The organism is Pseudomonas sp. FG29 (genome assembly GCF_057809355.1).
In genome coordinates this window covers 1-19,714 of sequence record NZ_JBMDJU010000043.1, presented here as the reverse complement: position 1 = coordinate 19,714, position 19,714 = coordinate 1, and the positions used below count along the sequence as shown (strand labels likewise).

Annotated in this window: 32 protein-coding genes; 14 read left to right on the top strand and 18 right to left on the bottom strand. The window is 60.2% G+C overall.

What is annotated here, in order from left to right; translation table 11 throughout:
• Nucleotides 1-60: 60 nt before the first annotated feature.
• The 17 genes from ACODS1_RS23655 to ACODS1_RS23575 form a co-directional block, all read right to left on the bottom strand.
• Nucleotides 61-810, bottom strand: coding sequence for a hypothetical protein (locus ACODS1_RS23655; protein ID WP_489087564.1), 750 nt, complete (start codon nt 808-810; stop codon nt 61-63).
• Nucleotides 811-924: 114 nt separating this feature from the next.
• Nucleotides 925-1,410: a phage virion morphogenesis protein gene (locus ACODS1_RS23650; protein WP_489087563.1), complete on the bottom strand. Its 486-nt coding sequence runs from the start codon at nt 1,408-1,410 to the stop codon at nt 925-927.
• Nucleotides 1,407-2,234, bottom strand: coding sequence for a phage head morphogenesis protein (locus ACODS1_RS23645; protein ID WP_489087562.1), 828 nt, complete (start codon nt 2,232-2,234; stop codon nt 1,407-1,409). Before ACODS1_RS23645 ends, ACODS1_RS23650 begins: the two co-directional genes overlap by 4 nt.
• A gap of 1 nt (nt 2,235) precedes the next feature.
• Nucleotides 2,236-3,732 carry a DUF935 domain-containing protein gene (locus ACODS1_RS23640; RefSeq protein ID WP_489087561.1) on the bottom strand — a complete coding sequence of 499 codons (1,497 nt, stop codon included), beginning with the start codon at nt 3,730-3,732 and terminating at the stop codon, nt 2,236-2,238.
• The gene (locus ACODS1_RS23635; protein WP_489087560.1) at nt 3,729-5,348 is read right to left on the bottom strand and encodes a hypothetical protein; all 1,620 of its coding nucleotides are present in this window, start codon (nt 5,346-5,348) and stop codon (nt 3,729-3,731) included. The genes ACODS1_RS23640 and ACODS1_RS23635 overlap by 4 nt, the downstream gene beginning before the upstream one ends.
• Nucleotides 5,345-5,890 carry a phage protein Gp27 family protein gene (locus ACODS1_RS23630; protein WP_489087559.1) on the bottom strand — a complete coding sequence of 182 codons (546 nt, stop codon included), beginning with the start codon at nt 5,888-5,890 and terminating at the stop codon, nt 5,345-5,347. Before ACODS1_RS23630 ends, ACODS1_RS23635 begins: the two co-directional genes overlap by 4 nt.
• A 2-nt stretch (nt 5,891-5,892) precedes the next feature.
• Complete coding sequence (locus ACODS1_RS23625; RefSeq protein WP_489087558.1) at nt 5,893-6,186, bottom strand: VpaChn25_0724 family phage protein; 294 nt, start codon at nt 6,184-6,186, stop codon at nt 5,893-5,895.
• Nucleotides 6,183-6,476, bottom strand: a complete 294-nt coding sequence (locus ACODS1_RS23620; protein ID WP_489087557.1) for a DUF2730 family protein — start codon at nt 6,474-6,476, stop codon at nt 6,183-6,185. Before ACODS1_RS23620 ends, ACODS1_RS23625 begins: the two co-directional genes overlap by 4 nt.
• Nucleotides 6,473-6,691, bottom strand: a complete 219-nt coding sequence (locus tag ACODS1_RS23615; protein ID WP_489087556.1) for a TraR/DksA C4-type zinc finger protein — start codon at nt 6,689-6,691, stop codon at nt 6,473-6,475. Before ACODS1_RS23615 ends, ACODS1_RS23620 begins: the two co-directional genes overlap by 4 nt.
• 6 nt (nt 6,692-6,697) lie before the next feature.
• Nucleotides 6,698-7,303: a lysis protein gene (locus tag ACODS1_RS23610; RefSeq protein ID WP_489087555.1), complete on the bottom strand. Its 606-nt coding sequence runs from the start codon at nt 7,301-7,303 to the stop codon at nt 6,698-6,700.
• Nucleotides 7,290-7,484: a hypothetical protein gene (locus tag ACODS1_RS23605; protein WP_489087554.1), complete on the bottom strand. Its 195-nt coding sequence runs from the start codon at nt 7,482-7,484 to the stop codon at nt 7,290-7,292. The genes ACODS1_RS23610 and ACODS1_RS23605 overlap by 14 nt, the downstream gene beginning before the upstream one ends.
• The gene (locus tag ACODS1_RS23600) at nt 7,481-7,699 is read right to left on the bottom strand and encodes a DUF7940 domain-containing protein (protein WP_489087553.1); all 219 of its coding nucleotides are present in this window, start codon (nt 7,697-7,699) and stop codon (nt 7,481-7,483) included. Before ACODS1_RS23600 ends, ACODS1_RS23605 begins: the two co-directional genes overlap by 4 nt.
• Nucleotides 7,696-8,190 carry a structural protein gene (locus tag ACODS1_RS23595; RefSeq protein ID WP_489087552.1) on the bottom strand — a complete coding sequence of 165 codons (495 nt, stop codon included), beginning with the start codon at nt 8,188-8,190 and terminating at the stop codon, nt 7,696-7,698. The genes ACODS1_RS23600 and ACODS1_RS23595 overlap by 4 nt, the downstream gene beginning before the upstream one ends.
• 110 nt (nt 8,191-8,300) lie before the next feature.
• Nucleotides 8,301-9,524 (bottom strand): hypothetical protein, encoded by a 1,224-nt coding sequence (locus ACODS1_RS23590; protein WP_489087551.1) that lies wholly within the window; start codon nt 9,522-9,524, stop codon nt 8,301-8,303.
• Nucleotides 9,508-10,530 (bottom strand): nucleoid-associated protein, encoded by a 1,023-nt coding sequence (locus ACODS1_RS23585; RefSeq protein ID WP_489087550.1) that lies wholly within the window; start codon nt 10,528-10,530, stop codon nt 9,508-9,510. The genes ACODS1_RS23590 and ACODS1_RS23585 overlap by 17 nt, the downstream gene beginning before the upstream one ends.
• A gap of 44 nt (nt 10,531-10,574) precedes the next feature.
• On the bottom strand, nt 10,575-11,054 hold the full coding sequence (locus ACODS1_RS23580; protein ID WP_489087549.1) for a hypothetical protein: 480 nt from the start codon (nt 11,052-11,054) through the stop codon (nt 10,575-10,577).
• Between the two features lie 3 nt (nt 11,055-11,057).
• On the bottom strand, nt 11,058-11,483 hold the full coding sequence (locus tag ACODS1_RS23575) for a helix-turn-helix domain-containing protein (RefSeq protein WP_489087548.1): 426 nt from the start codon (nt 11,481-11,483) through the stop codon (nt 11,058-11,060).
• A gap of 122 nt (nt 11,484-11,605) precedes the next feature.
• Between ACODS1_RS23575 and ACODS1_RS23570 the strand changes: the two genes are divergently transcribed.
• Complete coding sequence (locus ACODS1_RS23570) at nt 11,606-11,836, top strand: DNA-binding protein (protein WP_489087547.1); 231 nt, start codon at nt 11,606-11,608, stop codon at nt 11,834-11,836.
• 93 nt (nt 11,837-11,929) lie between these two features.
• Here the strand turns inward: ACODS1_RS23570 and ACODS1_RS23565 are convergent, their stop codons facing one another.
• Nucleotides 11,930-12,154 (bottom strand): hypothetical protein, encoded by a 225-nt coding sequence (locus tag ACODS1_RS23565; RefSeq protein WP_489087546.1) that lies wholly within the window; start codon nt 12,152-12,154, stop codon nt 11,930-11,932.
• 126 nt (nt 12,155-12,280) lie between these two features.
• Between ACODS1_RS23565 and ACODS1_RS23560 the strand changes: the two genes are divergently transcribed.
• The 13 genes from ACODS1_RS23560 to ACODS1_RS23500 all read left to right on the top strand — a co-directional run.
• The gene (locus ACODS1_RS23560; RefSeq protein ID WP_489087545.1) at nt 12,281-12,766 is read left to right on the top strand and encodes a hypothetical protein; all 486 of its coding nucleotides are present in this window, start codon (nt 12,281-12,283) and stop codon (nt 12,764-12,766) included.
• Nucleotides 12,759-13,076: a hypothetical protein gene (locus ACODS1_RS23555; RefSeq protein WP_489087544.1), complete on the top strand. Its 318-nt coding sequence runs from the start codon at nt 12,759-12,761 to the stop codon at nt 13,074-13,076. The genes ACODS1_RS23560 and ACODS1_RS23555 overlap by 8 nt, the downstream gene beginning before the upstream one ends.
• A 15-nt stretch (nt 13,077-13,091) precedes the next feature.
• The gene (locus ACODS1_RS23550; RefSeq protein WP_489087543.1) at nt 13,092-14,087 is read left to right on the top strand and encodes a hypothetical protein; all 996 of its coding nucleotides are present in this window, start codon (nt 13,092-13,094) and stop codon (nt 14,085-14,087) included.
• Nucleotides 14,087-15,886, top strand: coding sequence for an integrase (locus ACODS1_RS23545; protein ID WP_489087542.1), 1,800 nt, complete (start codon nt 14,087-14,089; stop codon nt 15,884-15,886). The genes ACODS1_RS23550 and ACODS1_RS23545 overlap by 1 nt, the downstream gene beginning before the upstream one ends.
• A gap of 11 nt (nt 15,887-15,897) precedes the next feature.
• Nucleotides 15,898-17,166: an ExeA family protein gene (locus tag ACODS1_RS23540; RefSeq protein ID WP_489087541.1), complete on the top strand. Its 1,269-nt coding sequence runs from the start codon at nt 15,898-15,900 to the stop codon at nt 17,164-17,166.
• 2 nt (nt 17,167-17,168) lie between these two features.
• Nucleotides 17,169-17,336, top strand: a complete 168-nt coding sequence (locus tag ACODS1_RS23535; RefSeq protein ID WP_489087540.1) for a hypothetical protein — start codon at nt 17,169-17,171, stop codon at nt 17,334-17,336.
• Nucleotides 17,336-17,617 (top strand): hypothetical protein, encoded by a 282-nt coding sequence (locus ACODS1_RS23530; RefSeq protein ID WP_489087539.1) that lies wholly within the window; start codon nt 17,336-17,338, stop codon nt 17,615-17,617. The genes ACODS1_RS23535 and ACODS1_RS23530 overlap by 1 nt, the downstream gene beginning before the upstream one ends.
• A complete protein-coding gene (locus ACODS1_RS23525) occupies nt 17,610-17,810 on the top strand; it encodes a hypothetical protein (RefSeq protein ID WP_489087538.1) in 201 nt (66 codons plus the stop codon). The genes ACODS1_RS23530 and ACODS1_RS23525 overlap by 8 nt, the downstream gene beginning before the upstream one ends.
• Nucleotides 17,803-17,961: a hypothetical protein gene (locus ACODS1_RS23520; RefSeq protein WP_158675474.1), complete on the top strand. Its 159-nt coding sequence runs from the start codon at nt 17,803-17,805 to the stop codon at nt 17,959-17,961. Before ACODS1_RS23525 ends, ACODS1_RS23520 begins: the two co-directional genes overlap by 8 nt.
• Complete coding sequence (locus ACODS1_RS23515) at nt 17,954-18,589, top strand: DUF3164 family protein (protein ID WP_489087537.1); 636 nt, start codon at nt 17,954-17,956, stop codon at nt 18,587-18,589. The genes ACODS1_RS23520 and ACODS1_RS23515 overlap by 8 nt, the downstream gene beginning before the upstream one ends.
• A gap of 1 nt (nt 18,590) precedes the next feature.
• Nucleotides 18,591-19,289 carry a DUF2786 domain-containing protein gene (locus ACODS1_RS23510; protein WP_489087536.1) on the top strand — a complete coding sequence of 233 codons (699 nt, stop codon included), beginning with the start codon at nt 18,591-18,593 and terminating at the stop codon, nt 19,287-19,289.
• The gene (locus ACODS1_RS23505; protein WP_275361007.1) at nt 19,289-19,498 is read left to right on the top strand and encodes a hypothetical protein; all 210 of its coding nucleotides are present in this window, start codon (nt 19,289-19,291) and stop codon (nt 19,496-19,498) included. Before ACODS1_RS23510 ends, ACODS1_RS23505 begins: the two co-directional genes overlap by 1 nt.
• The coding region (locus ACODS1_RS23500; protein ID WP_489087535.1) for a phage protein GemA/Gp16 family protein at nt 19,495-19,714 on the top strand (220 nt) is incomplete at its 3' end. The genes ACODS1_RS23505 and ACODS1_RS23500, both read left to right, overlap by 4 nt.

Genomic DNA, 19,714 nt, shown 5'->3' with positions numbered 1-19,714 from the left:
GATGCGCACAGCCTGCCCGACCTCAGTGGCCGGGGCTTTTAATCGGGTTTAAAGACCAGATCAGTTGTTATTGATCTGATCGAATAATTCGCCCTTTCGAACGAACAGGTCGTGGAACCTGGTGGAGCCTTCCAGCAGCAAAGGATGCCCCGTACCCAGCGCCAAGCATATGACTACTGCTGTTATCAGTGCTGTCTCTATGTATGCCAATCCACCCCTGAGGGTTAATGGATCGTTGACCGGATAGAGCCCACCTAATACGACAGGGATTAAACCTTGCTCATCCTCGTCCTTGAAATGCATGTAATCCGTTACCGACTTCGAGTTCGGATGTGCGCCATAGCTGATCAGGCTCTGATAAAGATCGCTGACCAGTTTTCCTAACCATGCAACATCTTTGCTGAGGTGCTTGGCAACGTCGGAGACTGCTTGCCCAAATTTCCCCCGGCAGTCTTTCATGTGTTGAGGCGACTCGTCACGGCGTAGCCAGACGTCCCCAAGGCTTTCGTCGAACATGATCAAGTAGGCGTAGCAGGCTGACTCCAACGCGGTTCGTCCAAGAGGGAAAACGCTGTTGGGATGACCAGACAGAGCCTGGCGAGCCGTTGCAAGCAAAAGTAGATGAGCATTCAAACAGAGCTGAACCGCCAAAGGTTTTGCGTTTTCTACGCTAACGAAAACCTCCTCCCTGTAGAACGCATCGATCTCACTGATCAGGGGCAGCAGCGAGGAGTGCCCCGCCCTTGCTTGCGCGAATGTTTCATCCTGATCGCGAAAGTAGTCTTCCATCGGTGGAATGTTGAAGCTCATGGCTGGCCCGGCTCAGATTGTGGGTAGGAAAAGCTTTATAAAGCATTTACAAGAGCTTTCGGCCATCTGTGCAGCCTCACGGGCGCCTCAGTAGGATATGGCCCTTCCTGAGCCTTATAGGCGCGCGGCTTTCTCGATGTGTGCAAGGGCCAGATCCAGGATGGACTCCTCGGCTTCGGGCTGCAGTTGGCCATCGCCATCCATAGGCAGGTAGTGGCGCGCCGGGATGTCACCCCAGAGATGGGGGAAGTCCGACTTGTCGCCGCCAAAGTGCATCATCGCTGCGTAAGGTTTGTTGCTGCCGACCAGGGCACTGCTGTCGTCAGCGTGGGTGGTGATCGATGCCGCCAGTCCCGCAGCGCTGACCTGGAGCTTCTTGCCAGGCCAGTTACCGGAGGCTTCACGTCGGGGAATGGTGGTGTCCTCCGACAACCTATCCCAGTCATTGCTGCCCTGACCTTCGTTCTCAAAGTTTTCCTCAGTGATCGAGCCCAGCTCGATGGCGATGCTCTTCATCAACGGCGCCAGGTCGCCCACGGCCCACTCGACGCGGCGCAGGACTTCCTGCAGGTGGCGGTGATCCAAGGTGACGGTGATCACGCTGCTTTCTCCTTGCGCTTGAGCAGCTCGGCCAGGCCCTCACCGGGTGCGTGGTTGAAGCCAGGGTCAACGCTGAAGGTCACTGGCTTGCCATTGGCATCGGTGGTGCGCACACGGGTAACCGTTGCGGTGTAGATCTCGCCTGTACGCTGGTTGGTGCCGATCTCCACCTCATCGGTGCTGACAGTGCCTCGGCTGTACACCAGGCGCAGCCCCCGGCGCTTCATGGCTGCTTCGCTCAGGGCGGTTACGCGGCAACGGCAGTTGAAGCCATTGGGCGGGAAGATCGCCGACCAAACAGGGTCGTCGTGGCGGTAGACCTTGCCATTCAGTGCGGCATGGCTGGGGCGGGTCATGTTGTCCATCACCGCCACGTACTGCCAGTACGGGTGGGTTTCGGCGGCTTCTTCCATTGCGGCCTTGCGCCCGGCCATGTAGCTGCTCTGCAGGTTGGTCTGGTAGATGGTTTTAAGCCGGCGCGGGCTGCCGAGCTGCACCAGTTCGGCGCCGCCATTGCTGTCGACGATCACCTGTTTGCCCCACCAGCCTTGTTGCTCGAGCACCGGCTGCAGCTCGGCGATGAACTGCGTCAGGGTCTTGCCTTCCTGCAGGGTGCGCTCCAGGGCCTCGCGAATATCGGAGAGCAGATCCAGGCGCATGGCCTTGGCCACGGTGAAGGCCTGGTCATGGGCTTTGTCCCGCATCTCCTGCCAGTTCCAGGTAATCGCATAGCCCTTGGATTTGAGGTAGGTGATGGCTGCCTTGGGCTCCAGGCCAAAGATGACCTTGAGGTCGGCCGGGTTGACCGCTTTGCGCCTGGCCATGTCAGTCCTCCAGGTCGGCCGAGGCCGCGAGGCGGCCCCAGGTATCTGCCAGGAACATCAGTTGGGCCAGCCGACTTTGCAGTGCACGGGCGTCGAGGTTCGGGCTAGTTTCAGCCAGCAGCCCGAGCACTTCGCTCTCGTCACGGCCTTGCTGCAGCGCCTCGATCACCGGCAGCAACGCCTGCTCGGCCTGCTGCTGGAGCTGCTCGGCAGGCAGGCTGGCGATAGCCTGGTCGAGGGCGACCTGATCGAGCACTGGGCGCACGACTGGCTCAGAGAACTCAGGGGCGATTGCTATGGGCTGCTGTGGTGCCAGGTCACCCGGCTGCAAGCTGTAGGTTCGCTCGAAGTAGGCATTGGTGAAGTTAGCACCAGCCCCCTTGAGGCTGACATCGCGCTCGGCCAAGGCCTTGTCGATGGCCTCTTGCTCCCAGATGTCATAGGTGGGGGCGTCGACCTGCGGGCCAAAGTTCACATCCACCACCAGGCGGATGATTGCATTCAACGAGGCGCAGGCCAGGCTGAGGTCACTGTCACGAATGTCCTGGGTGACCTCGGCGCCGGCTGTGGCACTGGCGCGGTTTGCCTCTTTCTCGGTGGTTTGATCCTGACCTAGCAAAGCGACGTTGATGTCACTGCGGCAGTATTCCAGCAGCTCGCGGTATACCTCGGCGGAGCTGCCTTTACCGGCGGCTTCGATGATCTCGATGCTGGCGTCATCCGGAATGGCGGCAACAGCGTCCTGCACCATGGCCTCCAGGCTGTTGAGCAGCATCTCGGTTTCCTCGACTACCGCGCCGCGCGGGTGCTTGCCGATCACCCAGGGGCTGCCGTACTTCTCGGTGAACTGCACCCAGAACTTCAAGCCGCCACGCATGAAGGTGTCGGCCCAGAAGCACATGGACAGGTCGGGGAAACCATAGGGGTTGGCGTAGGTAGCATCCTGCCGGGCCACCACAAAGCGGCGTGGATCGAGCAGCTCACCTTCGCTGCCTGCATCACGGGCCATGAAGCGCAGATTGTTGTCGCGGTCGTAACGGAACCACTCAGCAGGTTTACCGAGCAGATCCTGCGGCACGCTGTACAGGCCGACCGGCTGCCACATTAGCTCGACCGGCTGGTAGCCAAACAGCGGCGCGTCGAGCAGCTCGCGCAGGATGCGGTCGAGATCGAGGTCAGCCAGCCAATCACGGATAAAGCGCTCGACCCGTACCGGGGCTGGGCCGCGCTTCAAACCTCGCTCCAGTGCAAGCACTGCGGCCTTACGGCGGCGGATGTTGCCGCCGATTCGCGGCCTGGCGCGCAGGTCACGGTAGACCGCAATGTCCTTGCCCGCGGCCTTCAGGATCGGGTCGGGGTTGGGCAGGTTGAGCCCGGCGAAGCCGCCATCGATGCGCCCACGGGTGGCAACGTGCTGGGCGGCAATACGGTTGCGCTTGGCCTCGGCGAAGGACACGAACTCGGTGGGGCTAACCCACAGGCCACGGAGAGTGCTCATGCAAAACCTCTGGTGATTCGGGTTGCCGCACGCGGGCGGCGGGATCTGGCACGCACTGGCGTCGAGGGTGACTCCAAGACTGCGAAGTTGGCTAGCACACCGGCACCAGCGAAGTCGCCATGGCGGTATAGGTCGGGATCTTTCAAGTCCTGAGAGCGTGCTTTGGCGATCATGGGAATGCCGTTGATCGTCTCGATAGCGCGCACGTCCTGCTGCAGGTTGTCGTCCTTGGGGATGGTGATGACCCCGTCCTCGAACAACTCGACAAACTTCGGCATCCAGGCGCCGTACCAGGCGCTGGATAGTTTCACCTGGTGAATACGGCCACGACCGAACTCGTCAGCGGTGTCCTCGGCAATGGTCTCGCCGTTGCCAGTAGCATCAATGGCAGCGCCCATGAAGTGCGGCAGGTTGCGCAAGGTGTAGAACAGCACCAGCTTCTGCTGGCGGGACGGCACCTTGTGCATTTCCCAAACGAAGGGCACATCACGATGTCGAGACTGATCAACCGACATGGGCGCGCCAATGGAGAAGTCGCGGTGGCGGGCGTAGTCCATGCCGAAGTAGAAGCGCAGCCCCGGATCGAGCTGGCGGATGACTGGCGCCAGGTAGCGCTCGATCCAGTCCTGGACGTAGGCGTCGCGCCGCCCCACTGACTGGGTGGTGAAGTCGTCGTCCAGAGCCAGGCGCAACACCGGCCGACCATCACGCATGGCGTCCTCAATCCAAATACCAGGCACGCATACGCCGTTACCGTCGCGGGGTATAGCGTCCAGCTCTTCGCGCATCTGCGCTTTGCGCGGGCCATAGGCGTTGCGGATCTTCTTGTACCAGGCCTCCTTGCCTTCGGCGGTTGGCTCTTCGCCTTTCATGAAGCACACGCGCTCGTACAGTCCGTTGGCTACGGCATCGTCGAAGGTTGCCTTATAGACCTGAGCATCATCGCCGTAACGCTTCTCGCGGATGTCGGTGGCCATCTGGTTGAAGGCGTTGGCCTTGCCGTTGTGGGTGCTGATGATGACGATGCGACCGCCCCAGATCAGCAAGGCGGTGGCAGCATCGAGCACGGCCGATACGTCGCGGTGGAAGGCAGCCTCGTCGATGATCACCTTGCCCTGTAAACCGCGCAGGTTGGCGGGGTTGCTGGACAGCGCGACGATCTTGAAGCCGCTGGCGTAGCGGATGCGGTAGGCATTGATTTGGCGGGTATTGCCCTCTTCATCCTGATCGTCGAACAGGAACTCCTCGATCTCGCTGACGCCGGACGCCTGAGCCTCGGCGATCACCCGGCTGAACTTGGCGCAGTAGCCGATGAACTCCAGGCCCTTTTCCTTGGTGTCGCCGATGTAGAACACATCCATGCCGCCCGCGCTTTTGCGTGATGCGGCAGTGATTACCGAGTCCAGGGCTTCGGCGAAGGTGATGCCGGTTCGACGCCCTTTCTCACAGAGCTTGATCTGCGCCTCGATCCGCAACCAGTCGACCTGGTGCTCCATGAGGATGCCAGCGGCCAGCGGGTTGAAGCCGAACGGGATCTCTTTCACCGTTGGCGGCAGCTCGTCCCATTCGACTACGCGCAGCGTGCTGGTCGAAGGTTTGATGGCCTGGGCTGTCATTGCACCCCCAGGAATTTCTTGCGCCAGAACATGGCTTGCTCATCAGAGAGGCCACCGGCTTGAACGGTTTTATCCAGCTCGGCGGCTTGTTCCTGGAGCAAACGCTCGCGGGTAGCTTTCTCGATGGCCTGGCGCTCGCGCACGCTCAGGGTGCGCGCCTCCATGGTGGCCTTCGCCGCCCTGGCCAGGGCAGCCACTTCCTTGATGGTCACCTCATCGTTTTCATGGGCGCCCATGGCAGCCTGGTAGGTCAGCGTCGAAACGGCTTGTACGAGCAGCGCGCCTGTCTTGTCGTTGGAGTCCTCGCCCAGAGCGCCGACGAATGCCTCGGCCTGTTCCTGGAACAGGCGAGACTTTTCGTTCAACTGTTCGAAGCCCACCTTGAAGCGGCCGAGCGAGCTGCGACTGGGGGCCTTTTCGTTGGGGAAACGCTGACGGATGGCCTCCAACATCTCGTCGAGCGTCATCCGGTCTTCGCGGAGCAGCTTCTGGATGTACGCCTTGACCACCGGAGGCATGCGGCTAATCGACGACCTGGACATGCTCAGGCCCCCGGACGCTTGATACCGGGCACACGAGCACGGCCAGCCGCGATGTCTTGGCCGCGCTCGGTCAGGGTAGCGACCAGTACCGGCCCCATCTCCTCCAGTTTCACGGCGCCCTGTTCGGCCAGCCAGTGCAGCTCGGTTTTCACCTGGTCACGGCTGACACTGTGGCCGAAACCGTCCAAGGCGGCATTGAGCACTGAGCTGTTGGCGCGGTAGGCCGGCATCTCCGCCAGCAGGCGCAGCAGTACCAGGCGCATGTCCTGGCGCAGGAAGTCGGCATATTGGCTCATGCTTTCTCTCTCAGCAGGTAGTCGTTGATGCGGTCGACGGAGCGTGCGATGGACTGCATGCCCATCAGCTCGGCACGCACAGCCTTCATGTCGCCGAGCAGCTCGGTGATTGCGGTGTGGTCAGGCAGGTGGCGAATATGCTCCTCCAGGGCGACGATGCGGGTACGCAGCTCAAGCAGTTCCTTGGTGCTGGCCGCCTGGCGGTTGGTGAGCCAGGTGTAGATGCCCAAGGCGGAGAGCACCAGCCACTGCACGGTCTGAAAACCGAAGCTCATGTCGTTCAGGTTCATCGCAGCCCTCGCTTGCTAAGGTGTTCCAGAGTGGTCATGCACTCGATGCAGTGTTCGGTGCCAGGCTCGGCCTGACGGCGTTCCTCGGGGATGGCATCCCCACACTCTTCGCAGCGGTAAGCCGATACGCCGGAGCGGCGCTGCAGGCCGGATCGGTGTGCCACCAAGGCGGCTTCGTTGAAGTCGTTGTCCTGCGCCAGATCAGCTACATCCATGTGGTGTCAGTCCTTCTGCAGGTCGAGCAAGGCATTGAGTTGGGCAAGGTTGTTGCGGGCCCAACGACCGTAGTCCTGGGCATGGGCCAGGATGTCTGCCGGAGTGACACCGCTTTCCAATAGTTCGGCGTCAGTACCGGGGGCGGGCCAGGCCGCTTGAGCAGAGCTGGTGGTAGCGGCGCCGACTCCTGTGGCGGGCAGATTGGCACCGAGGGCGAGGTTGAAGTCGCGCACCCAGCCAACAGTGAACACACAGCGAGGGATAACGACAGGCGCAGCAGCAGGTGCCGGCCGGTAGACAGTCGTGACATGGGGGATGCGCTCCTGGAGCTGTTGGTGATCCTGGTCGTGCCCGTCCTGCTGGCTGAGCAACAAGGCCTCGGCCTGATTCGCTCGCTCGATCTGCTGCAGCAACTGAACGCGATTGGTGATGGCCGTCTGATGGGCCTGCTCGGCATGCTCGGCCTTGAGGCGATCCAGACGCGCATTGCCTTGGGCTTCGGCATAGCGCGCGCCAAAGCCATAGCCAATGGCACCAGCCGCACACGCGCAGATCAGGCAACCGAACAACCCCAGCAGCAGGGGCTGGGGCAGGTTCTTAAATCCGACCATGGCGTTGTCTCCGGCGGTTGCGAGCCTTGCGGGCAGCGCGGCGAGCCGCTGCCACACCGGACTTGCCGGGGCGGGCTTGAGGCCAGGGTTGCAGGTAGCGGGCGCTGGGCACCCACAGGCGCGGAGCACTGAACATGGAGGCAATGACCGACAAGGCACGGCCCAGGATCAGGCGCATCATGGCTGCGGCTCCTGTTCCGGCCCCTGTTTGATCAGGCGGGCAATGAACAGCGCACAGGCCAGCAGGCTGTTGGCCACGGCATAGGCGGTCGGTGAAAGCTGCGCCTGCCAGATCGGCAGCAGGGTGGCCTGCAGGAATCCGAACAAGGCGATCAGCGTGGCCAATTGCACGCTGTAGAAAGTGTGGCAGCGGCGCCACTCGGCGATCAGCTTCATACCGACAACGCCTTGCCGTGCTGGACGCCCGGCGTGATACCGGCTAGGGCCAGGCCATCGGCGATCACAACATCGCCGTACCACGCACCGCCTGGCAGCGGGCCTGGGCCGTTCTCGTGGCGGATGATGGCCTGCACCAGAGCACGCATGACGGTGAAGTCGTAGACGTCGAGGGTTTCATCGTCCGGGCCTACGCCGAGGGCACGGGCAACCTGACGCACATAGGCGTCGGTGTTGTTCTCGAAGGGTGGCGCCCAGCGCTCGATGAACTCACGCACGCTGTCGATGCGGCTGCCGTCACCGGCACGGCGCTTGTCCTGGTAGGTGATCAGTACGCGGGCAATCGCGCGAATGCCCCAGCGTGGGCCATTGAATTGGACGAACTCGACGTCAGCCTGAGCGGCGGCCTGACCTTGCCAGCGCACGCCCTTGGCGTGGCGAATGTTGCCAGGGTTGTAATTGCGGATACCGCGAGGGGTGTTGGGTAGCATGGCGCCTCCAGCCTGCTCGGCGCCGTGTGTGCGGGCGCCGGAAACGAACACGCCGCCATGATCGGCGGCGTGAGCAGGTGGGGCTTTTAATCGGGTTTAAAGTCGAATTTTCATCTGGCCCTTTCTCGCCAGCAGAGCGCCAATTGATATAGCCCATACATGGGCACGCCAAGGGCGATGCCCCACATGACGCTTTGGAAAAATTGCAACTCAGGCACCGAATACCAAAGCAACATGCCTGTCGCAAAGGCTAAGGCTGCCGCTACCAAGGCGCTTACTGTTCCGAGTAAGCGATGCTGGTGTTGGTAGCGATCATCAAGCTGGCGATAGTTGCTCTTGAACTGTTCAGCAACCGTTTTGTGCTTGCCCTGTATCAGCTCCCATTGCTGGTCAATTTCAAGCTTGATAGCACGGAGTGTGTGTCGCTGGTTGTTGATGAGTAGATTCATGAGGAGCGCAAATACCATTGCCCCGCTCCAGATCAGAAGGTTCTTGATCGACCATGCCTCTCCGTTCTCCATCTGTCCACCTATCAAGATTAGAGCTGCGGGAACCGCTAGGAGCTGGTTCTGAATGTCGGAAAAAACCTTGTTAAGCTTCGTGGTGAACTCCAGTTTCTCCCTCTCAATTTCGGCTTTGACTTTTTGAAAGGAAAACTCTGATACGTAGAGCTGGTAACTCGAAACGACTTGATCAACAAGTTGCTTGAAATTGGCGAGTACTGACGCGAACGAAATCTTCGCCTGACTACCAAACAGCTCAAATAGAACTGAGCGAAGGATTGTCGCTTTCTGTTGCTTGTGCGTTGTACTTTCTATGAAATCGCTCTCGAAATCATCGAGCTGGGGAAGTTCTGCGAGGTCGGTTGCTTGGTAGCCTGCTGTAATCTCCAGTTTTTGTTGCTGGAGAAAAATCAGGCTGCTGGAGTTGCCTACCTTGGTTTCGTGATCCGCAATTCCCTGCAATGCCCGGAACAGTCGTGCAGCCTGTTGATATCGAGCAACTGCAACTGGGATATCCGCATCGGCTCCTGGGTGGGTGTAGCGCAAATCAGCTAGATAGAAACGCGCAGGCGGCTGAACACGGCGCTCCGCAGCAGCCAGCAAGGCGTCCAATGACCAGAAAAAATTGTGGGGGGCAGAAAACTCCAACCGTCGCTCTGCTTCTACCTCAGAGCTACGAAGCCCTAATGCCTCAAGCTGATCAACGACCTGCTGGAAGTCCCAATTCTCTGGCAAGACGCCTTCGATAAAACCACCCTCAACGAACTGGCTTTCAAGCATCTGTTGATGCAATAGAACGGCCAGATCAAGAGGGTCATTCGGGAGCGCCATTGCCTTTTGCCTGACTAATTTTTTCGATCAAAGATGCGGGAGGTTGCCCGATCACCAGGTTTTCGGTGGCGGCATCATAGTCGACTCGACCATCCAGAACATCCTGGACATCAAAGCTGACGTTCACGTTTCCGAATTTTTCGCTGATTCGCTTGAATCGAGTGTAGGTCTTGCGATGTGGCTCGAAGGTCTCGCTAACCGGAAACTCATTTTCCTTAACGAATTCGGTGAAGGAATCCGGCTCTTGATCGTTAATGATCCCTGACAAGGCAATCATGTTTACAGGCTCATGATTTCGGCTCTTCTCGTCAAAGTACTCATAGGTTTTCCTACGGGCCTCACGCTTCTGCTCAGGTGTCCACCCCTTCTCAGTGGCATACGCATCAACTGCTTTGAGCGCTTGGTCAGTGTTGCTTTTCGAGTCGGTGTATTCGGTACACCCCAAAGCCAAGCGGAAGTACCTAGTAACCTCATCCTGCCGGCCACTGCGTTTGATAAACGACAAGTAAGGCTGCTCGTTTGCCTGCCACTTTGCCAGGTCAATTCGTGCTGCCTCGTGCAGATGGTTGATGTCGAAAGCCAGCGACTCATTCAGTTCCAAACTGTCTTGGTCAATCCCTGTTCCAGTTTTTAGCTTGAGCATCACGATCAGCAGCCAATCTCGCCCCTGATTTTGATAGCGCAGGTACAACGCATAGCCGCCAGTTGCGGATGGAGCCCCTCCCATCTGAACTGCAATAAAGCGACTGGTCGTCTGGGATAACTGAACGATGTCAATCGCCTCCCCCAAATACTGCTGCAGGTGGTGTGGAAAACGGAAGATCTCTTGATCTTGATCGAAGCAACCATAGTTATTTGTCAGCTTGCCGTAGACCTTAACTAGTTCTTCAGCCAGTGAATTCATCCGCTCATTGAGAGCTGACGGTGCATCACGAAATGCCTCACCAACCACATCAGATCCTGCAACCTTGATGAGTCCTTGGATCACGGCTTCTCTAATTTCCATATAGCGTCCTTTTGGTACTGAGGTTGTTTTACTGACTTACGTATTTATTTCGTGGTGTCGCCCGCTTTCATGGCAATGAAGGCGATAACCCCACAACAGACAGCAAGACCGAATACCCACGACTGAAGCCAGTCCGGCAAAAACTGCTTCACGTAGAAAAGCCCCAGTGCAGCGCTGAACGCCACAACAAAGATGGTCATCAGCCGGAGCTGGAGCGCCTGTTGACGGGCAGTTTCTTCCTGCTGAGCGAGAATCTCATCATGCCGCTGAAGATCGTAATCGCAGTGCATACATAGCTGGTTGAAGCGCCACGTATGGTTTTCACACTGCGGACAGAGGCGCTCGCGGCCACTACCAATGCGTGGCAGCTCCTTACCCTGACGAACCTCGAATACCTGGTTGCCAAGGTTGATATTCCCTTGGTTGTTGCCGTGAATGTTCAATTCCAGGCGGGTGTTGCCCCCGCTGTTGTTGATGTCCCCTGCGGCCACTTGGCCTACATCGCCATGGAAGTCCTGACGCATGGCTCACTCCTTCGTCTTGTCGACTCCAAAATTGAATGACACACCTGCCTCATTGGTGACGGAGCCTTCGACCACCTGGCCAACGCTTCCGCGAAATACCTGCTTTCTTGCCGCCGTAGACTGAGGCTCCGCACCAGCAGCAAGCCCCGCAAGCGTGGAAGCCTTCACCGCCAGAGGAGCTCTACGAAAGCGCGCGATCAATTCGGACTCGTCGTCTGATAACGCACCCGTGCTGCGAACACCCGTGACGATGTACTGCACATCCGCACCTACCTTAGCAATTGCTCCCAGGTAGCCAGCCTTCGGCTGAGTCAGATCTTTTTCGTAGTCGATCTGGCTCTTCTTGGTTGTTTCGGCCAGTCCAGCGAACGCTGGCTGCGTAAATCCCAGCCGCTCGCGTTCTTCCTTCAGGCGCGCCCCTATGGTCACTAAATACTCTCCAAGAGAGTTGACAGGTAACTATTTAGTTACCATCATTGATCACACACCAATCAGCAGCGCCCCACGCGACAACTGATTAGCAATCACCGCGCACATAGGAATCCTCTCCCATGAACGTTCCGTACCCTCTACCCAATCGCAAGCCTTACAGCGGCGAGCGAGTCCGCGAGCTCTTCCTGGCTGCGGGCATCTCCATTTCGACCTGGGCAGAAGCCAACGGCTATACCCGCCACCAGGTCTACTGCGTCATCGGCGGCCAGTTCAAGGGCAACCGTGGCAAGGCTCACGAAATCGCCTTGAAGCTGGGCATGAAGCTCTCTGTTGAGCAGCTCGTTGCGTGAGGCCCGCTATGAATCTCCGCGATCAAACCATCCAGTTCCTGGGCCAAATGCAATCCGAGTGCTTGCTGGCCAACGGCAAACAACCTCGACCAGCTACCGCGAGTGCGGCAGCGCTCGCAGCGTGCGCAGAATCCGTTGTTCCGCCTTCAGAGTCTCCGGATCTTTCTGCGGCAAGTCAGCCAGATACTGGAGATCAGTAATGAAGGCCGGCATGTTCAACGCACCGGCCTTGGCCAAGTGCTCCACCAGCAGGGCCAAGGCCCCCTCCAATGCAGCCAAGTTGCCGCCTTGCCTATCCAGCCGCTCTTGTTCGTCCATCGCGATAGTACCTTTTCCGCCAGTCAATTTACCTCAATCAATTGTGCATGGCGCAATGCCATTGCCAATTGCTAAAGGCGGATTTTGTTTGGATGCCCGCTCAGGCCAGGGCCGGAAGGACGTCCAATGAGCCGCCGAAATTGGAAACGCGCCCAGCCGGCCAGCCTGCGCCAGGCGCTGGAGTGGTGCAAAGAGCACGCCCGCGAGCGGCACAACCTGAGCGTGGAACGTATCGCTGAAGGCATGGGCCTGCCGGATCACTCGGCGCTCTACAAATGGCTGGCCAACGGGCGCATGCCTGCCGTGTTGATCCCGGTTTACGAGCGGGTCTGCGGCGTCAACCTGGTCAGCCGCTGGCTGGCTGCCAGCAGCGGCAAGGTGCTGATCGACGTGCCGGCCGGGCGTGCCGCCACAGCCAGGGACACCCAGCGCCTGCAGGAGATTTTCACTGAAACAACCGGCACCTTGCTGGCCTTTTACGCCGGCAAGGACGACGTGCCAGCCACCTTGGCTGCTCTGCAGAACGCCTTGGAAGAGCTGGCGTGGCATCGCGGCAACGTACAGCAACACGCCAACCCACAGCTTGAGCTGGGAGGTCATGACCATGAGTAGCGACGACAAATACACCTCCGAACAGGTGCAGCGCGTACTGCGCGTACTGCTGGCCCTGGCCGGCAATGAGTTTCGCGGCATGTTGCTGAAGGAGGTGGCCACCGCCGCTGACTGCAGCAACGACAACGCTCTGCGCGCCCTGGAGAACCTGCGTACGGCCGGCTTGGCCGAGCGCAGCGTGCATGACGACAAGCGCTGGCAGCTTGGCCCACGCCTGGTGCAGATGGCCTTCGCCTTCGACGCAGCCCTGCAGAAATCCCAGCGCGAGCTGGACGAACGCCGCCAGCGCTTCACCCGCATCCCCAATTGAATAAGGACTTAGTACATGCCCCGCAAAGCAAGCACCACGGAAATCACGCCCATGCCTGAGATCAACTTGGGCGAGGCGCGCAAGGAAATGGCAGATCTGTCCAGCTCCGAGCTGGCAGATGAGTTCGCCATGGACAGCTATGACGTACTTCGCCAGGTCGGCCAGATTCAGGGCCTGGAATTTACCCGACGTGTCGTGGATGTAGCGACGGCTCAAATCTTCGACAACATCAAGAAAGGCAAGAAATACGCGGGCTTGCCCTATAAAGACGAACAAGGGAATACCCGACACGTCGGGGATTTGGAACAGTTCTGCCGAGTGTTTCTTGGTAAGTCATACAACCGCTGCTTGGAACTAGCTCAGAACCTCCACCTGCTCGGCCCCGAGCTGTACGAACAAGCCGAACACATCGGCTTCCGCGCCCGCGACTACCAGGCTCTGAAAGCCCTTCCGCCTGACGACCAGGAAATCGTCAAGCAGGCCATCGAGTCGGACAGCAAAGACACCGTCATCGAGCTGCTTCAGGACATGGCCGTCAAGCACAAGGCCGAGAAAGAGGCGCTGACCAAGAAACTGGAAGACACCCAGCACGACTACGACGCCCTGTCGAAGGTCGAGGCCGACACCAGCAAGAAGCTGCGCGAGGCCAAGCTGGAGCTGGAGCGCACGCAACTGCGCACCGCGCCCTGGAGCGAGAAGGTCGCCCCGTTCCAGATCGAGATCGCCAAGCGCCAGACGATCATCGACGAGGCCACTGGTCGGCACCTGCAGGCGGTCGAAGCCCTGGACGCTTTCTGGATGGGCGAGCTGGCCAGCCAGCCGGACTACGACCCGGAAGCCCCCGCCGAGATGCCACTGGAAGTCAGCGCGGTACTGGTTGAGCTGCACGACGCCATCAACCGCAGTGCCCGCCAGATCGCCGCCGCCCGCAACGAGCTGCTGAACCGCTTCGGCCCTGAGCTGGAGAAGGCCTTGCAACACCAGCCGCTGCTGGAAGAAGAGCCCGTCTGATGCGCGCCAAGGGAGTGGTCGACATGGCAATTACGCCAGATATCCGCGAGTACCTGGTTGAGCTGGCACGCCAGCTCGATGTCGCCGGGCATGGCCAGCGCGGGCAGCTACTGGATGGCGCCAAGGCGTTCCTGGGCTGGTCTACGGCCACCATCTACCGCCAGTTGCGCGCCGAGTGCGGCTGGTCGGCCGGACGCAAGGCTCGCTCGGACAAGGGCTCCACCTCGGTGGCCAAGGAATCCCTGGAGATGTTGGGCGCCATCCAGCGCGAAAGCCTGCGCGATAACGGCAAGCAGACGATGTTCACTACCACGGCGCGTTCGATCCTGGAGCAGAACGGCATTCACCTGGGCGTGAGCAACGCCCAGCTCAACCGCCTGATTGCCGCACGTAGCCTCAACGTGGCCAGTCAGCGCAATGCCAGCCCTGTACAGCACCTGCGGGCGCCGCACCCGAACTACCTGCACCAGATCGACCCTTCGCTGTGCCTGGTGTACTACCTCAAGGGGCGCCAGCACATCATGCGCGACAGCGAGTTCTACAAGAACAAGCTGGAGAACTTCGCCAAGGTCAAGCTCAAGGTCTGGCGTTACGTGAAGTATGAGTCGGCCAGCGGCGCGTTGACCGTGCGCTACTTCGAGGCGGCAGGCGAGAACCAGCACACGCTGTTCGAGTTCCTGATGTACGCCTGGGGTAAGCAGGAAGGCCGCCTGATGCACGGTGTGCCAAAGTTCCTGCTGTGGGACAAAGGCTCAGCGAACACCAGCAGCGCGATCAAGAATCTGCTCAAGCACCTGGAAGTTGAGCCGCTTGAGCACGAGGCCGGCAATGCCCGCGCCAAGGGTGGCGTCGAGGGTGGCAACAACATCGTCGAGACCCAGTTCGAGAGCCGCCTGCGCTTTCAGCCGGTGAATGATATCGCCGAGCTGAACGCGGCTGCCCAGGCATGGGCCGAGGCCTACAACGCCAACCTGATTCCGCACCAGGACACCCGCCTGCGCCGTGCAGGCCTGGCTGAGCCGGTGGCCCGTTATGACCTCTGGCAACTGATCCGTGCCGAGCAACTGCGCCTGCTGCCTCCGGTGGAGGTGTGCCGCGCGCTGATGACCAGCCGCGAACAGGAGCGCACCGTCAACTCAGATCTGACCATCCAGTTCAAGCATCAGAACGCCGACCGCTCGCTGTTCTACAGCGTGCGCGGCCTGGACGGCATCGTGATCGGCGGCAAGGTGGTGGTGCGTAGCTTGGCCTATGGCGACTGCGCCATCCAGGTTGAAGCACCGCGTTATGACGGCGAGACCCTGACCTACCGCCTGGAGCCCAACCGCAACTATGACGTGTATGGCCAGCAGTTGGACGCGGCGGTACCGGGCCAGGAATACAAGTCGCAGCCTGAGACCGCCATCGAGCACGCCGCCAAGACTATGGATGAACTGGCCTTCCCGGAGCAGGACGCCAAGGTGGCGCGGGCCAAGCAGGTTACGCCGTTCGGTGGTCAGCTCGACACCCATGGTCACCTCCGGCAGATCGAGCACCCGGCGTACCTGCCACGCAGCGGCAGCGAGATCGACACACCCGAGCACCTGCGCACTGATGCACCGCTGCTCACCACCATGCAGGCCCTACTGCGCATCGCTGACGCCCTCGGTCGCAACCTCACTGCCGAGGAAAACACCTGGCTGCGCGGTGCCTTCAAAGAGGGTGTGCCGGAAGACCAGGTGCAGAGCCTGATTGATCGATTCACCCGGCCGGTTGCTGCTGTACCGGTCGCCAACACCGGTGGCCTGCGGGCCGTCTAGGAGCAACTGTCATGCAGCAAGCACAACAGAAAAACACCGTTCGGATGAAGCTCAAGACCGTGCTCTGGCAGCTGAATATCAGCCAGAGCCAGCTCGCAGCCGCCCTGGCGAAGGACAACGGCGAACCGGTCAGCCAGTCGACCGTCGCGCAGTTGGTCAACCACAACCAGTGGCCCAAGACCATGGATCGGCAGGCCCTGGAGCGGAAGATCAAGGAGCTGCTGTTCGCTCGTGGGGCGAACGATGACCACATCCGTGACCTGTTTGAAATGGAAGAAACCGACGCAGCGGTCTTGGCGGGCCGAGCTGCGTCGGTGCCCAGCAATGCCAACAGCAAAGAGAGCGACTACATGCTACTACGAAAAAACACGTTGAACCGTCAGGCCAAGGAACACTTCCGGCTGCCCTGCGACCCATTCACCGATGAGATGCAGAGCGAGCAGGACGTGTTCTTGTCGGACGATATTCGCTATGTGCGGCAGGCCATTCGCCAGACTGCCAAGCATGGCGGCATGCTCGCGGTAGTGGGTGAGTCCGGCGCGGGTAAGTCGACCCTGCGCCAGGATCTGACGGAGTGGATCATTGCCACCCGCGAACCGATCACGGTAATCGAGCCTTACATCCTGGGCGTGGAAGACGACAACGTTAAGGGCAAGACGCTCAAGGCCCTGGACATTACTGGCGCGATCATCCGCTGTATCGACCCCAGTGTTAAGCCGCGCCGCAGCCAGGAAGATCGCTCACGGCAGATGCACGAATTGCTGCTGGCCAGCGCCCAAGCTGGGCGCCGCCATGTGGTGATTATCGAAGAGGCGCACAGCCTGCCTATCACTACGCTCAAGCACCTCAAGCGCTTCTATGAGCTGCAGGCCGGCTTCAAAAAACTGCTGGCATTCATCCTGGTTGGCCAGACCGAACTGGCCGACAAGCTCAGCGAGTACAACCCAGCCGTGCGCGAGGTGGTACAGCGTTGCGAGCTGATCCGCCTCAAGCCTCTGGACAACCATGTGGAGGCGTACCTCAAGCACAAGTTCGCCCGCATCGACGTGGACTACATGTCCGTCTTCGAGTCTTCGGCCTTCGACGAGATCCGCAACCGCCTGCGCATGTCGCTGAACGTGGGCCGAGGCAAGGTGCGCGAGAACCAGGTGATCTCCCTGTGCTACCCGCTAGCGGTGAACAATCTGGTCAGCGGCGCGATGAACCTGGCTGTGCGCCTGCACGAGGCCAAGGTGACTGCCGAGCTGGTGGTCGAATCTCTGCGCGACGAGGGGGTGTAACCATGGCCAACTCTTCTTTGCAAATTCGCAGCGCGGGGCGCATGTGGCGGGTATATCAGGGCGAACGCGTCCTGGCCTTCGCCCGTACCTACGCATTCGCCCGCATCCGGGCCGCTGAGCTGGAAGCCGAACAGGCAGCCGAGCGCGTTGCGCTCTGGAGGGCTGCCTGATGGTTATCGGTTTTACGCTCATCAACCCCGGCCCCCAGGCCACTCCAGCCGAGTTGCGTGCCGCCCTGGATGACGTCAACGGCCAACTGATCAACATGGCCCAGCGCTTGGACTCGCTTACCCATGTTTCCAGCCTGCTCACCGAACGCTGCCTGGTGATCGTGGAGGCGCACCTGGCCGGCGACAGCAAGCTGGTCACCCAGTGCGTGGATCAACTCGCTCAGGACTACCTGCGCAATCGGCAGCAGCCAGGGCAGCGTGTGGAGGTGGCCCGTGGCTGACTTCCTCGAAACCGAATGCCCTCAGTGCCGGACGTCACTCCTAGAAATCGAGACCTCCAGCGCGGCACACGATCCTCGGCTGATCGACGTGGTGGTGAAGTGCCTGCACTGCGACCACACGCTCAACACCTTCATCTCGCTGGATGAGATGACCGAAGTCACGTCTAGAAGCGAGGAGCAGAACCATGCCTGAGTTGCTCAAGTGCCGCCGCTGCCGCTGGATCGGTTCCCAAGCCGAGTTGCGCAGCGTGCCAGACCCGAAAAAAACCTACCTCTCCCACAACGTGTGCCCGCGCTGCGGCTGCAAGTCGTTCTCCGACGCGAAGGAGCAGAAAAATGGCTGAAACCCAACAAATCCAGATTCCCTCCGGCTGGGTGCGCAACGCTGCCGGCAACCTGATCCACGAAACCGAGATCAGCGAACAGGACAAGCTGCGTGACCAGGTGGTGATGGGTATCGCCACCGTGGCGCTGCGCCTGAATGCTGAGCTGAAGGCGTTGAAGGAAAAGGCCCTGGCCGAGGTCGACGACCTCATCACCATTGCTGGCGAGAAGTACGACATGAAGCTGGGCGGGCCGAAGGGCAACGTCTCGCTGTTGTCGTTCGACGGCAGCTTCAAGCTCAAGCGCATCCATCAGGACAGCATCACCTACACCGAGGAGATGGAGGTCGCCAAGGCCAAGGTGTTCGAGTGCATCAGCCGCTGGGGCCAGACTGTCCATGAAGATGCTCACAAGCACCTCTTCACCCTGGCCACTCGTGCCTTCCGTCCAACCAAGAGCGGTGAGATCAGCATCTCCCGCGTCACCGACATGCTGCGCGCCGAGATCAACGATCCCGACTGGAAGAAGGCCAAGCAAGCCGTCCAGGACAGCCTGATCGTCAACGGCAAAGCGGTGTACATCCAAGTCCAGCAGCGGGTTGGTGACAAGAAGTACCAGACCATCCTGCTCGATATCGCGGGGGTGTGAGATGGATCAGGATCGCATTCTCGACAAGATCAAGAAGTGCCTGGAGATGGCGAAGTCGAAGACCGCCAACACCAATGAAGCAGAGACCGCTCTGCGCCAGGCCCGCGCTTTGATGGACAAGTACAGTCTTGAGATGGGCGACGTACTGGCCAGCATGGCCTGCGAGGTCAAGATCGCGGCAGGCTCGGAAGGTGAGCCGCCGACCTGGCGCTGTCGCCTTGCACAGGTCTGCGCCCATGCCTTCGGCACCCGCATGATCATTACCACTGACTGGACACTCGGCGGTGCCTTCATCTTCGTGGGCTGCTCGGCAGCTCCAGAGTTGACCGGCTACGCCTACCAGGTGCTGGAGCGACAGCTGCAGAAGGCTCGCCGAGAGTTCCTCGCGCTGCCGCAGCAAAAGCGCTGCAAACGCTCCACCAAGGTGGCACGTGGCGACCATTTCGCCAACGGTTGGATCGATGCTGTGTACCGCAAGGTCGATGAGTTCGCTGGCATCGAAGACAACATCGCCGATGCTATTGAAGCCTACATGGGCAAGAACTATCCCAACCTGGGGAAGGCCAAGATGAAGCGCCGCAAACTCAAGGCCCGCGACGAGGGGGCCGTTGAGGCCGGATACCGGGCCGGCAAGTCGGCGCATTTGCACCAGGCGATCAACCACAAGCCGGTCGCCCGGCTGACGCAGGGGGTGTCCTGATGGAGCGCTACCACGATACAGCCGGCGATCCGCCTCGCCGTGACGTCGCGGCCAAGGCTTCGGAGCGCGCCGCGCTGGCAGAACAGATGGCAGCCTTCTTGGAGCGTGGTGGGAGCATCAAGGAGGTTGGTCACCAAATGCGCGAGGCGCCGGAGCCTTTTGTTATCAATCCGCTGACCACCCCGGTCTACAACGGAGGTGTCCGATGAGCGCGGCGCCGTCCAACCCAAACCGGCTACGCCTGATCAAGCTGATCCACGTTGCCCGCCGCGACCTGCAGATGGACGACGACACCTATCGCCTGATGTTGGCCGGTATGAAGGGCCTGGACGGCGCCACGTCGACCGCTGACCTGAGCGTTCCAAACCTTTACCGGGTTCTGGAACAGCTCAAGGCCAAGGGCTTCAAGGTTCGTCCATCGAACA